12 protein-coding genes are annotated in these 11,809 nt (G+C 63.5%); 6 read left to right on the forward strand and 6 right to left on the reverse strand.

Annotated elements, in window-relative coordinates:
• Positions 1 to 129: 129 nt before the first annotated feature.
• The 4 genes from ACNFBT_RS19505 to ACNFBT_RS19520 form a co-directional block, all read right to left on the reverse strand.
• Positions 130 to 933: a gamma-glutamyl-gamma-aminobutyrate hydrolase family protein gene (locus ACNFBT_RS19505; RefSeq protein WP_416752118.1), complete on the reverse strand. Its 804-nt coding sequence runs from the start codon at positions 931 to 933 to the stop codon at positions 130 to 132.
• A gap of 373 nt (positions 934 to 1,306) precedes the next feature.
• A complete protein-coding gene (locus ACNFBT_RS19510; protein ID WP_416752120.1) occupies positions 1,307 to 2,959 on the reverse strand; it encodes a diguanylate cyclase in 1,653 nt (550 codons plus the stop codon).
• A gap of 196 nt (positions 2,960 to 3,155) precedes the next feature.
• Positions 3,156 to 3,500 carry a hypothetical protein gene (locus tag ACNFBT_RS19515; RefSeq protein WP_416752122.1) on the reverse strand — a complete coding sequence of 115 codons (345 nt, stop codon included), beginning with the start codon at positions 3,498 to 3,500 and terminating at the stop codon, positions 3,156 to 3,158.
• Positions 3,501 to 3,875: 375 nt separating this feature from the next.
• The gene (locus ACNFBT_RS19520; RefSeq protein ID WP_416752124.1) at positions 3,876 to 5,204 is read right to left on the reverse strand and encodes an OprD family porin; all 1,329 of its coding nucleotides are present in this window, start codon (positions 5,202 to 5,204) and stop codon (positions 3,876 to 3,878) included.
• A 445-nt stretch (positions 5,205 to 5,649) separates the two neighbouring features.
• Between ACNFBT_RS19520 and ACNFBT_RS19525 the strand changes: the two genes are divergently transcribed.
• From ACNFBT_RS19525 to ACNFBT_RS19550, 6 genes are all read left to right on the forward strand, one after another.
• Complete coding sequence (locus ACNFBT_RS19525; RefSeq protein WP_152220920.1) at positions 5,650 to 6,039, forward strand: RidA family protein; 390 nt, start codon at positions 5,650 to 5,652, stop codon at positions 6,037 to 6,039.
• A gap of 524 nt (positions 6,040 to 6,563) precedes the next feature.
• Entirely contained in the window at positions 6,564 to 7,034 is a 471-nt protein-coding gene (locus ACNFBT_RS19530) for a hypothetical protein (RefSeq protein WP_416752126.1), read from the forward strand.
• 64 nt (positions 7,035 to 7,098) lie between these two features.
• Positions 7,099 to 7,944, forward strand: a complete 846-nt coding sequence (locus ACNFBT_RS19535; RefSeq protein WP_416752128.1) for a DUF692 domain-containing protein — start codon at positions 7,099 to 7,101, stop codon at positions 7,942 to 7,944.
• A complete protein-coding gene (locus tag ACNFBT_RS19540) occupies positions 7,937 to 8,710 on the forward strand; it encodes a DNA-binding domain-containing protein (RefSeq protein ID WP_416752130.1) in 774 nt (257 codons plus the stop codon). Before ACNFBT_RS19535 ends, ACNFBT_RS19540 begins: the two co-directional genes overlap by 8 nt.
• 12 nt (positions 8,711 to 8,722) lie before the next feature.
• Positions 8,723 to 9,145: an organic hydroperoxide resistance protein gene (locus tag ACNFBT_RS19545; protein WP_416752132.1), complete on the forward strand. Its 423-nt coding sequence runs from the start codon at positions 8,723 to 8,725 to the stop codon at positions 9,143 to 9,145.
• A 500-nt stretch (positions 9,146 to 9,645) separates the two neighbouring features.
• On the forward strand, positions 9,646 to 10,293 hold the full coding sequence (locus ACNFBT_RS19550; RefSeq protein ID WP_416752134.1) for an SGNH/GDSL hydrolase family protein: 648 nt from the start codon (positions 9,646 to 9,648) through the stop codon (positions 10,291 to 10,293).
• Positions 10,294 to 10,436: 143 nt separating this feature from the next.
• On the opposite strand, the gene ACNFBT_RS19555 is transcribed toward ACNFBT_RS19550, so the two are convergent.
• Positions 10,437 to 10,952, reverse strand: coding sequence for a DoxX family protein (locus ACNFBT_RS19555; protein ID WP_416752136.1), 516 nt, complete (start codon positions 10,950 to 10,952; stop codon positions 10,437 to 10,439).
• Between the two features lie 77 nt (positions 10,953 to 11,029).
• Positions 11,030 to 11,677 carry a hypothetical protein gene (locus ACNFBT_RS19560; protein WP_416752138.1) on the reverse strand — a complete coding sequence of 216 codons (648 nt, stop codon included), beginning with the start codon at positions 11,675 to 11,677 and terminating at the stop codon, positions 11,030 to 11,032.
• Between the last annotated feature and the right edge of the window lie 132 nt (positions 11,678 to 11,809).

Raw genomic sequence — 11,809 nt, forward strand, 5'->3', positions numbered from 1 at the left:
GAGAGTCGTGACGGGCAAGGGTAGCGCGCCAGGCCCTCAAGGGCGTGCAGGATGCGCCATTCGGCAGGCTTATGGCGGACATGAAAAAGCCCGGCGCAAGGCCGGGCTCTTTCATGACGCGGGTGAAGCTCAGGCGGCGAGGGCGCGGGCCTGCTTCTTCTGGACCTGCTGGCGGCATGCATCGCCGAAGGCCTTGAAGATCTTCACCGAGTCGGGGTTCCGCGCGGCTTGCCACTCCGGGTGCCACTGCACCGCGAAGAGGAAGGGCGACAGGCTCGGAGCGTGGATCGCTTCGACCAGGCCATCCTCGGCATGACCGATGGGCTCGATGCCCTTGCCCAGGTTCTTCAGGCCCTGGCCGTGCAGCGAGTTCACGCGGATCTCGTCGCCCAGCAACTGCTGCAGCCAGCTGCCTTTCTGCAGGCGCACGCCGTGGACCTGGCTGTACTGCACGTCGACCGGGTCTTCGGGATTTTCGCGATGGTCGTTGAAGCCGGGCTCGGCATAGACCTTCTGGTAGATGTCACCACCGAGCGCGACGTTGATTTCCTGCATGCCGCGGCAGATGCCGAAGATTGGCAGGCCACGGGCGATGGCGGCCTTGATCAGCGGGATGTCGAAGTTGTCGCGGTCCTTGTCCTGGCCCTTGCCGGGAGTTTCGTTTTCCTGGCCGTACAGGGTCGGATCGATGTTGCTGCCGGCGCCGGTGAGGTACACACCGTCGGCCATGTCCAGGTACTGCTCGAGGTCTTCGATGCCGCAGCAGGTCGGTACCAGTACCGGCACGCAATCGGACTGTTCGACCAGGGGCACGATGTATTTGTGGGTCATTACCTGATAGTCGTGGCCTTTGCGCTCTTGGCTGCCCATGGACATCAGGACGACGGGTTTGCGGAGGGTCTGTTTCTTGTTGCCAATGTTGCTGTTGGACATATGTCACCTGTGGACGGGCTGCAGCCCATCGTTTTTGTGCAGGCGCACCGCTCTGGGCTGGGCTACCTGAGGTTCCGAGCACTGCCGGGAACGCACAGAAGGCGAAGTTTCCCGGTCGAAACCTGCCTATCAGCCTGCCAGAGCCGTTAAATATGTCAAACGATTTCGGCGGAAGGCGTCAAAAATAATGGCCGAAATTCTGTCGAACAATGTTTTTAAGTGATTGTTTTATAAGGTTTTTTGTAAATATCCAATCGAAGCAAAAAGTCCATTATTTAAAACGCACGTAAATAATGGTGAAAAATTCTGAACATTTTTTCATGATGAATGACAGCCCGCGCCCAACGGCCCGCTCTGCCTCGCGGCTCGCCGCTCAGTCGCACTCGATGCGGTTGCGGCCGTTCTGCTTGGCGCAATAGAGCGCGCTGTCGCTGCGCGAAAGGGCGGCCTCGGCGGACACATCGTCGGCCTGCAGGGCAGCGATACCGATGCTGATGCTCAGCGGAATGCGCTCGCACCCCAGCAGCAGCGGCTGGTCGGCCAGTTGCTGTTGCAGGCGCTTGGCGAAGGCCACGGCGCTGCGGACATCCGCGTCGCCCAGCACCACGGCGAACTCTTCGCCGCCCATCCGCCCAGCGAAGTCGATGCGGCGGATCGCGCGTCCGAGGATGCGGGCGAAATGGCGCAGCGCTTCGTCCCCCACGCCGTGGCCCCAGCGATCATTGATGGACTTGAAGTGGTCCAGGTCGCACATCAGGATCGCCGCGCTGCGCGCCAGCGAACGCTGCACGCGGCCCAGCTCGGCCTCGATCAGCTGCATGAAGTGGCGCCGGTTGGGCAACTGGGTGAGGAAGTCGGTCGTTGCCAGCACCTGCAATTCGGCTTCGATGCGCTTGCGTTCGGTGATGTCGGTGAACAGGCCATGCCAGATCACGCTGCCGTCGGCCAGGCGCTTGGGCTGGGCATTGCCCTGTCGCCAGAGCATGCCGCGCTCGGGAAGCAGCACACGGAACTCGTACCGCCACGGGCGCAGTGTCGCCGCGGAGATATCCAGCGAGGCGAGGAGGGCGGGTAGGTCGTCCGGGTGCACCAGGTTGCGCAGGATCGCCGAATTGCCGCTGACCTGCTCGGCGGTCATGCCGAAGATTTCCACGACGCCGGCACTGACGTAGGGGAAGGTGCCGGTGCCGTCGGGCAGATGGCGGAACTGGAAGACCATGCCGGGGATTTCATCGGTCAGGTCGGTGAGCAGCTCGACGTTCTGCCGCAACTGTTCCGAGACGCCCCGCAGCGCGGTGATGTCGGTAGTGGTGCCGATCATGCGCAGCGGGCGGCCGGCCTCGTCACGCTCGACGACCTTGCCGCGGCTGCAGACCCAGATGTAGTGGCCAGCCTTGTGGCGCAGCCGGTGCTCCACTTCATAGGACGGCGTGCGGCCTTCGAAATGCGCGCTGATGGTTGCCTGGACGTAGCCGAGATCGTCGGGATGCACGCGCAAGTAAGCATCGTCGATGCGACTGCCGATTTCGTCGTCGGTATAGCCCAGCAGGGCTTTCCAGCCGGAGGAATAGTGAATCTCGCCTGTGGGGACGAGACGGTCCCACACGCCCGTGCCGCTGCCGGCGATGGCCAGCGCCAGGCAACTTTCGTCGGCCCGGCCGAGCAGTTCCTGGGCGATGCTGGCGGCATCGTCCAATGCGCATCGCGCGGCGGCATCCAGCGTGCGTGGCTGGTCGTCCAGCACGCACAGCCAGCCCAGCGCGGTGCCATCGGCGGCGCGCAGGGCCGCGGAGCCCAGCGGGTGCAGATCGCCCTCGCGGCTGCGCAGGGGCGCTGCGGCGGCATTCAGGCAGAGCAGGGTGGCGAACGATTGCGCCGCCTCGTGCATCAGGCCATCGAAGCCGAGCAGGCGGCCGTGGGCGTCGGCCAGCAATACCGCGACCGCGCCAAACCGATGGCGAACAAGGCGTAGGAGACTGTCGAATCGCCCGTATTCCTGTACTTCAGGATCAGTGGAAGTCCGCATCGGATGACTGCTTCCTCACCGGAGAATGGGGGCGTGCCCGTCTGGCGGCGCACACGATGACGTCGCGTGCCCGACAGATGGCTCTATGAAATCATGGCGTGGGCATACGCCACAATCTCCCCGTGAGGCAAGGGCGACGAGTGAACTCGCGGCCGGCTCTGGACCGGCCGCTTGCGTACCGCTCGGGCCCGGGTACTCAGCTCAACAGTTGATCGATCAGGACGGCATTGGTGTAAATCAGGCTGCCATCGCTGGCCCGGTGGCCCACCAGGTGAAAGTGCCCGCGCTGGTCGCTGTGGCTCAGGTAGACGCGGTACTGGCAGTCTGAGAGCGGGCCGTAGCCTTCGGGCATCTTCAGGTCGAGGTTATCCAGGTCGGCATCCACCATGACGTCACGCTTGCCGCTGTTCTGCAGGTAATCCTCGGCCTGTTCCAGGCGCAGGTGATCGGCGTCGCTGACGAAGAAATGGATGTCTTCCAGTGGAATGGGTTTCTGGTCGGCGCTGGTCTTGCACCAGCCTTCGAGAGTCATCGCGCTCATGGGAAGTCACCTCCTTCAGCAGTGCGGGCATTCGGGTTTGCCGCAACTGTCACTGCTTTTGACCGCCCGTATTGGTGCGTAATTCAACCTATATTGTTCCGGCGATGGATGGGCATAAAAAAAGCCGCTCCGGGGAGCGGCTCGAAGGACGTTGAAGGAGCAATCACAATATCAACGTCAGGAGTCAGCTTTCGATAATCGACGATGTGCGATATCGAAAGCGGGAGAGATGACGGGAATTCTAGAAAGTTTGAGGGTGTGGATAAACCACGATCCGGGGAAGAGACTTTCTGTCGCAGTGCAATAATGCAGGATGAATAGCGGAACAACTCTCGGACGAATCCGAAAGTTGTTCCGTGATGACGTTCGAACGAATTACAGGATCGACAGCGGATAATCGACGATCAGGCGAAGTTCGTTGTTGTCCGACTCGCCCTGGTCGGCATTGGCTCGATGGAAGGCCTGGCGCAGGCGGAACGACATGTCCTTCACCGGGCCGGACTGCACGACGTACTTGGCTTCGAAGTCGGTCTCGTGGTGCTTGCCGTCTTCGCCGTACAGGCCGACGTACTGGCCGTTCGGGTCGGCGTGGGTGCCGTCGATGTTGCTGCCGTTGATGTAGCGGGTCATGAAGCTCAGGCCCGGCACGCCATAGGTGTCCATCGCCAGGTCGTAACGCACCTGCCAGGAGCGCTCGCCCGGACCGTTGAAGTCGGAGAACTGCACGGAGTTGGCGAGGAAGATCGAGTCGCCGCCGGCGCCCGCGCCGTTGTCGCCGAAGCCGACATAGTCGAACGGGGTATCGCCGTTGACCTTCTGGAAGGCCAGGGTGACGGTGTGCGCCTGCAGGAAGGAGTAGGCGGCGGCCAGCGACCAGGTGGTGTTGCTGATCTCGCCGGCCTTGGCCTGGCCGTAGTCGGTGGTGCGGTATATGTTGAAGTCCAGGCCCAGCGACTGGTCGTTGCCCAGCGGCTGCAGGTAGTTCACGTTGGCGTAGTACTGGCGCCAGATATCGTCGAACTCCGAACCGTACAGCGAGGCGTTCAGGTTGTCGGTGATGGCGTACTTGCCGCCGACGTAGTCCACGCTGTCGGCTTCGACGTTCGCGTAGGTCGCGTACAGGCTGCCGTCATGGCTGGTGGTGATCGGGCTGGTGCCGGCGGTGAAGTGCCCGGCTTCCAGGTCCAGCCCCGCGATTTCGCTGCTCAGCAGGTTGAAGCCCGAGGCGGTCTGCGGGATCAGGCGGCTGCCGCCAGCGGCGAAGACCGGCGCGACCGGCTGCATGTCGCCGAATTTCAGCTCGGTCTTGGAGAGTCGCACCTTCAGCGCGGCGCCAGCCTTGCCGTAGTCGTCCTCGGGATTGCCGTGGTTGTCCACCGGCAGGTTGCCAGTGCCGGCCCGGCCGCCGCCCGCGTCGAGCTTCAGGCCCAGGTAGCCGAAGGCGTCCACGCCGAAGCCGACGGTGCCCTGGGTGTAGCCGGAGGAGAAGTTGGCGAGGATGCCCTGGGTCCAGTCGCGGTTATCGCCGGAGCCGTTCTTGCCGTCGTGGTCGTAGTAGTAGTTGCGCAGCAGCACGTCGAACTTGGCGTCGTCGACGAAACCCTTGGCATCGGCCTGGTCGGTGACGAAGGGTTCGGCGCCGGCGAACTGGCTGGCGGCGGCGGAAACGGCGAGCACGATAGCGCTGCGTTTGAGGTGCTTCATGGATATTGCCCCTAGAGTCTTGGAGAACCGGCCCGTTGAATTGCGTGAGGGCCGGAATTTTTATAGGCAGGCACAATGAGTCCGCTCATGGATCAACCACGACGGGAATCGCAGGAAGTTGCGTTGACATTGTTGCGATCAACTTTCCCTTGCCCGATCCAGGCAGGAAAAAGCCAGCGTCATAATGCCGAAAGAGTGCCCGGTTTAAATAACGGAATATGAAAAGGTCTATGTCCCAGATTGTAATAATCCCTCTGTGAAGTTCCTGGGAAATATCACTCGCTCATACGATGGATGTATTGACGGATGACAAATCGAGGGGAATGGCGGCGCGGCGGAGAATGATCGGTCGACGTGGCGGTGGGGGACGGGATGAGGCTAAGCTGCGCGTCCCGGGCGGGCCGAACGTGCACCGCTCATAGCCCCTGATAGCAGAGAGTTTCCCATGGCGCAGAATGACAGCCCCTTCTTCATTCCCGACGCGGACCCCGAATCCATCTCCTCCGACGTGGCCGGTTTCGGTGGCCTGCTGGTCTCCACGCAGATCCCCACCCTCGAAGACGGCAGCCTGGAGCTGGGCGACATCAAGGCCCAGAGCGAAGCCACCCTGCGCAGCCTGAAGGTCGCGCTGGAAAAGGCCGGCAGCGGCCTGGACCACGTCCTGCACCTGACCATCTACCTGACCAGCATGGCTGATCGCGCCGCCTTCAACGAGGTGTATTGCAGCTTCTTCGGCAAGCCCTATCCGGTGCGTGCCGCTGTGGGCGTGTCCGAGCTGGCCGTCGACGGCATGAAAGTCGAAGTCACCGCCATCGCCGCCAAGCGCGCGGGCTGATTCTTCGTAGGAGCAACTGTCTTCTTCTGGGCAGTTTGTGCCTCCCCCCCTCACCCCAGCCCTCTCCCTCAGGGAGAGGGAGCAGTACGTGCCGGCTGACGCTGACATTCCATCCTGCACTGAACGGTCCCCTCTCCCGCTTGCGGGAGAGGTTTAGGGTGAGGGGCTCTTGATCTCGTAGGAGCGACGGAGGTTTCCGGTCCTCTCTTTTTTCTCCTGCACACACCGCGCGCATCACCCCGATTTCGCGGACAAGGTCCGCTTCTACGGGACTGTGCCCCGTCCATATCCCCGTACCGCCCCCGCAAATGTATTTCTTTGTATCCGCCATTCCCTGGTTGGATACAGACATACAAAAGACTCCCGCTCCAGATACGCCCGCGATACATCGCCAAGGCGAAATAGCCCTACCCGAACGAACAACGCGACGGCAGGGCAAAACCTCCAGCGCGCTTCGTTCCAGGGATTCCGCCATCAAGGCATGACCCGGCGCGTGAATGCGCCCAAGCAACTGGAGAATCACCATGACCCGCATCTCGAAAACCCAACTCGGCTTCATCGCAGTCGCTCTGGCTGGTGGCCTGAACCTGGCGTCCTCCGCCTTCGCCGTCGAAGCGCTGCCCCAGGGATACCAGCTCGCATCGGCAGAAAAAGCCGGGGAGGGCAAGTGTGGCGAGGGCAAATGTGGCGCCAGCGGCGCCCAGGCCAAGACCGCCCAGACCAAGGCCACGCAGGCTGAAGGCAAATGCGGTGAAGGCAAGTGCGGCGACGCCTCCTTCGCCCGTACCGATGCAGACCATGACGGCCGCGTTTCCCGCGCCGAACTGCTGGCTGTGGCGCCCAAGGCCAACGCGGAGTTCGACGCCATCGACGCCAACCACGACGGTTTCCTTTCCGAAGGCGAAACCTACCAGTTCCGCAAGAACCAGTTCGACTCCAACGGCAAGCCGTTCCCGTCCGACCTCTACAGCAAGCTGAGCCAGGCCAAGAACTGAGCCGCGCCGAAAACCTCCCCGCGCCGTCGGCCGGGGAGGGCATTCCACCCCAAAGGAGATCGCCATGACCCTTCCCGTATCCCTGCAAGGTGCCGGCCTTGGTCTGCGTCGCGCGCTGCTGCCCGACCTGCTGACCATGGCCGACGGCGCGGTGGACTTTCTCGAAGTCGCCCCGGACAACTGGATCGGCGTCGGCGGTTCCTACGGCGAAGGCCTGGCGCGCCTGGCCGAGCGCTTCCCGCTGTCCTGCCACGGCCTGTCGCTGTCTCTCGGCGGTCCGGAGCCGCTGGACCACGTATTCCTGCGCCGCGTCCGCGAGTTTCTCGACCAGCACAAGGTGCCGCTGTTCAGCGAACACCTGAGCTACTGCTCCGACGACGGCCACCTGTACGACCTGATTCCCATGCCCTTCACCGACGAAGCCGTGCGCCACATCGCCGGACGCATCCGTGACGTGCAGGATGCCCTCGGCCGCCGCATCGCCGTGGAAAACATCTCCTACTACGCCGCGCCCTACCAGGCGCTGAGCGAAATCGACTTCCTGCGCGCCGTGCTGAACGAGGCCGACTGCGACCTGCTGCTGGACGTCAACAACCTCTACGTCAACGCCCACAACCACGGCTACGACGCGGCCGACTTCCTGGCCCGCGTGCCGGCCGAGCGCGTCGTCTGCCTGCACGTCGCCGGCCACTACGACGAAGCGCCGGACCTGAAGATCGACACCCACGGCGCCAGCGTGAAGCCGGATGTCTGGAGCCTGCTGGCCAGCGCCTACCAGCACCTGGGCGCGGTGCCGACCCTGCTGGAGCGCGACTTCAACCTGCCGCCGCTGCACGAGCTGCTCGGTGAAGTGGACTGCATCCGTGGCCTGCAAGCTGCCGCACGCCCGCTGGAGGTGCGTCATGGCTGAGACCCTTCGCGAACAGCAACTGCGCATGACCCGCTTCATCCGCGACCCGCAGGCCAACGAGCCGCCGCCTGGCATTGAGGCGCGGCGCCTGGCGGTGTACCGGCAACTGTTCTTCGGCAACCTGCAGGCGCTGCTGGCCGGCAACTTCCCGGTGCTGCACGCGAGTCTTGCCGCCGGGCAATGGCAGTCGCTCACCGAAGATTTCTACGCCCGTTATCGCTGCCATACGCCGCTGTTCACCGAAGTGGCCGGCGAGTTCGTCGACTACCTGGAAAACCGTGCCGAGCAGCCCGGCTGGGTCGCCGAACTGGCGCACTACGAATGGATCGAGACCGCGCTGCTGCTCAGCGACAAGGCTGAGCCGGCCCATGACCCGGACGGCGACCTGCTCGACGGCGTGCCGCTGCTCTCCAGTCTCGCCGCACCGCTGGCCTATGCCTGGCCGGTCAGCCACATCGGCCCTGACAACATCCCGCAGGCAGCGCCAACCGAACCCACACTGCTGCTGGCCCGCCGTGGAGCGGACCTGAAGGTGCACTTTTCGCGCCTCGCCCCCCTGGCCCATACCCTGCTGGTGTCGCTGCAACGGTGGCAACTCACCGGACGCGAACACCTCAAGGCGCTGGCGGACATCGCCGGCGTCGAACTGGCCGCCATCGAAGGGCAGGGCATCGCCCTGCTGCGCAGCCTCAGAGAGCAAGGCGTGGTGCTCGGCACCCGCCCCAACTGCACCACCCCACGCCGCCCGCCACTGGCCCGGCACTGAAGGAGAGGCACCATGACCCAGACCCTGGCAACCATTCTCTACACCGCCCAGACCCACACCACCGGCGGCCGCGACGGACGCGGCCAGACCCGCGACGGCGCGCTGGACCTGCCGCTGAGCCCGCCCGGCTCGGGCCGCCCCGGCACCAACCCTGAGCAGCTGTTCGCCATCGGTTGGTCCGCCTGCTTCATCGGCGCCCTGCGCCGCGCGGGGCAGAAGTACAACGTCCGCCTGCCCGAAGGCGTGGCGGTGGATGCCGACGTCTCCCTGGGCAACACCGCCGACGGCGGCTTCGCCCTGGCCGCCCAGCTCACCGTCCACCTGCCCGGCCTGTCGATGGAGGACAAGGAGAAGCTGGTGGCCGAGGCGCACCAGATCTGCCCTTACTCCAAGGCCACTCGCGGGAATATCGAGGTGGGGTTCGTCATTCCCTGATCGCGTTCTTATCCACAGCCCAGCCCGCGCACCTTCCAAGGTGCGCGGGCTTTTTTCTGTTCTGCAGGACCGAGGGGGGACGCCCAGTCCTTGCTCGCGAACCTGCGCGGCTTCGGAGGCGCCGGGAAATCCGTTCGCGAGCAAGCTCGCTCCTACAGTTTTACCCACCTCCGGCGTTCGGAACGGCGCTGCACGCGGCATGAATTCCGGGTGTAGGGCGAATAACGCCTCGGGCGGTATCGGCCGTTGATTTTCCACTTCGCAGGGAAGATGCCGGCCGATGTATCGATCGTTGAGGCGATGTCGTGCGGCAAAGCGTGAAAGAATGCGGCCAGCACTAGAGTTGTGGTGTCACGCCGTGACTCCATAAGCGGACGTATGTTGCGGTGAATCAGGGCAGTTAAGGGGATGTGATGCTGCGTAGGATTTTTCGACTCGGCGGACGCTTCGGGCTTTCCCACTCGGGCAATAGCGGAGCTAGCGACCGGAGGGCGGTCAGGATGCCGGTGTTAATCGAGGCCTATGGCGACTCGACCACGGAAGGTGCGATCTTCGATGGAGAGCGGGTGCTGGTATTCCCGGAGCAGAGCGAGCCGTGGGCGGTGAAGCGAATTCTCGATAGCGAGTTTGGTATCGAATGCTCGGTACCCAACTATGGCGTCGGTGGCGCGCAGGCAATTGATCTCATCTGCGGCAGTGCGGGGTACAGGTTGCCGTGGCATCTGCAGATGAGGGAGTCGAAGGCTAGCATCGTGCTGATCAATTTTGCGCACAATGACTATGCATTCCTGGAGCGGCCGGAGGAAGGGAGACGGGTTACGCGATTCCACGAGTTTCGCTGGAACGTCGAGCATCTCTGCAAGATTGCGCTGGAGCACGGGATAATCCCGGTGCTGCAGGAGCCTAATCCCGGAAGTCGATTGGCCGTAGGGTCGGCGTTGGTCCCGTATGTTGAGGCCATCAACGAAGTTGCAGATCAGGTGGGTTGTCCTGTTGTCCGGCAGTTTTATCGACTGCAGCAGTTTGAAGGGTGGCAGGGGATGCTGTCCGATACAGTTCATCCCGGTGAGCGCATGTATCAATTGAAAGCGCAGGAAACTGCGAAGGTCTTGGCGCAGCTGATTGCCAGCTGGCGATTGGAGAGCTGATCTCTCATGCAGCAGATCGAGGCAGTTGGCAGTGTACTCGGCTTAATGCAATGTCCACATTGCTGCACTGAACATTGATGTACCAGGTAGAGCCCTCCGCCGGTTGTGCACCTCCCGGAAGGGCACAAACCGGCGGATGAGGATTACCGGGGGGCGGAAGCGCCCAGCACACGCTGTAGCAGCCCATCCGCACTGAGTGCCCCGGCCCCCTTCAATACCAGCGGTAGCAACGCCACCAGGTAGATCAGCGGCAGCTTGTAGTTACCAAACCCATGGTCGGTGATCGAATACCCCTGGGCCAGCTCGGACAGCGTCGACCACTGCGCCGGCCAATGCACGGCGGCGATGGCGACGAGGGTCACGACGATCAGCGAGGCGGAGGCGAAGCGCGTGGCCAGGCCCAGCAGCAACAGCACCGGCGCGATCAGCTCGGCCCACATCGACACCTGCCAGTCAAAGCCGGCGGAGAGGTGGTTGAACGGGAAGGGGAAGCTGGCGTGGATCTGTTCGAACCAGTTGTCGCCGTGCCATTTCTCCAGGCCCGACTCGAAGAATTCCCAGGCCAGGAACAGTCGCAGGGGAATGTCCCAGCCCCAGGCGGCGAGACGGTCGAGTTGGTCGAAAGCGGCTTTGATCGGATTCAGGGTAAGCAGAGTCATGGCGCACCTCACGTGCAAATCAGTGGGCAAGGTTGTGTCGGCTGGGCGTCATCGCCCGGTCGTGGACGGAGTTGGATTCAGCGGGCAGCGCCCAGCGCGGCAGCGGGGCTATGCTCGCGGCGCAGGCGCAAGGCCAGTTTTGCCGTGAGCTTGAGGGCGACCGCCGAGCTGATCAGCGCGAAACCCAGCGGGTACCAGGAGCCCAGTGGCAGGCGCTTGTAGAACGACAGGACGAAGACTGCGGCGATCACCCAGGTGCCGGTGCTGTGCAGGCCCTTCCAGAGGCGGAAGCCGAGCAGCTTCACCGCAGGGGGGAAGGAGGTGATCGTCAGCAGGATGATGAACAGGTAGCCGACGGAGCCGGGGATGTTCGCGGCGACGCTACGCCCGTGCCAGAAGGTCTCGGGGAAGAACTTCACGTAGAGGAGGATCAGCACCGCGTGCACGGCGTGGGAAAAGGCGAAGGCCAGCCCCAGGAATCTTCGCTCGCGCAGCAGGCCACGGGTGAAGGCGCTGGGCACCAGGGCCGCGAGGGATGAGGCGAGGAAGGCGGCGAGGAACAGCGCGAAGGATGTACGCGCGGTGGTGCGGATCGCGCTGCGCAGGGCTTCCACCCACTGCGGCTGGGCCCACAGGGCCAGCGCGGTGACGAGCAGCACCAGCAGCGACAGCAGGGAGAACAGGCGCCAGCCATGCAGGCTGGCGTTTTCGGCGGGACGGTTCATGGCAGGCTCCTTTGGGGAACGCGGCGGGCGGGTTGCCGCCGCTGTTCGTGGAGCCATGCTGCCAACGGGCTTTATCTCGGATGTGTCCGGTAAAGCCCGTCGTGTATCCCTTTGTACATTTCGTTCGCGAGC

The sequence above is a fragment of the Pseudomonas sp. NY15181 genome, from assembly GCF_048068055.1.
Classification (GTDB): domain Bacteria; phylum Pseudomonadota; class Gammaproteobacteria; order Pseudomonadales; family Pseudomonadaceae; genus Pseudomonas.

Excerpts from the sequence above, each read along its gene's own strand:
- ACNFBT_RS19525 (WP_152220920.1), top strand. The coding sequence starts at position 5,650 with ATGGCGCAGAATGACAGCCCCTTCTTCATTCCCGACGCGGACCCCGAA.
- ACNFBT_RS19540 (WP_416752130.1), top strand. The coding sequence starts at position 7,937 with ATGGCTGAGACCCTTCGCGAACAGCAACTGCGCATGACCCGCTTCATC.
- ACNFBT_RS19510 (WP_416752120.1), bottom strand. The coding sequence starts at position 2,959 with ATGCGGACTTCCACTGATCCTGAAGTACAGGAATACGGGCGATTCGAC.
- ACNFBT_RS19555 (WP_416752136.1), bottom strand. The coding sequence starts at position 10,952 with ATGACTCTGCTTACCCTGAATCCGATCAAAGCCGCTTTCGACCAACTC.
- ACNFBT_RS19560 (WP_416752138.1), bottom strand. The coding sequence starts at position 11,677 with ATGAACCGTCCCGCCGAAAACGCCAGCCTGCATGGCTGGCGCCTGTTC.
- ACNFBT_RS19505 (WP_416752118.1), bottom strand. The coding sequence starts at position 933 with ATGTCCAACAGCAACATTGGCAACAAGAAACAGACCCTCCGCAAACCC.
- ACNFBT_RS19545 (WP_416752132.1), top strand. The coding sequence starts at position 8,723 with ATGACCCAGACCCTGGCAACCATTCTCTACACCGCCCAGACCCACACC.
- ACNFBT_RS19550 (WP_416752134.1), top strand. The coding sequence starts at position 9,646 with ATGCCGGTGTTAATCGAGGCCTATGGCGACTCGACCACGGAAGGTGCG.
- ACNFBT_RS19515 (WP_416752122.1), bottom strand. The coding sequence starts at position 3,500 with ATGAGCGCGATGACTCTCGAAGGCTGGTGCAAGACCAGCGCCGACCAG.
- ACNFBT_RS19530 (WP_416752126.1), top strand. The coding sequence starts at position 6,564 with ATGACCCGCATCTCGAAAACCCAACTCGGCTTCATCGCAGTCGCTCTG.
- ACNFBT_RS19520 (WP_416752124.1), bottom strand. The coding sequence starts at position 5,204 with ATGAAGCACCTCAAACGCAGCGCTATCGTGCTCGCCGTTTCCGCCGCC.
- ACNFBT_RS19535 (WP_416752128.1), top strand. The coding sequence starts at position 7,099 with ATGACCCTTCCCGTATCCCTGCAAGGTGCCGGCCTTGGTCTGCGTCGC.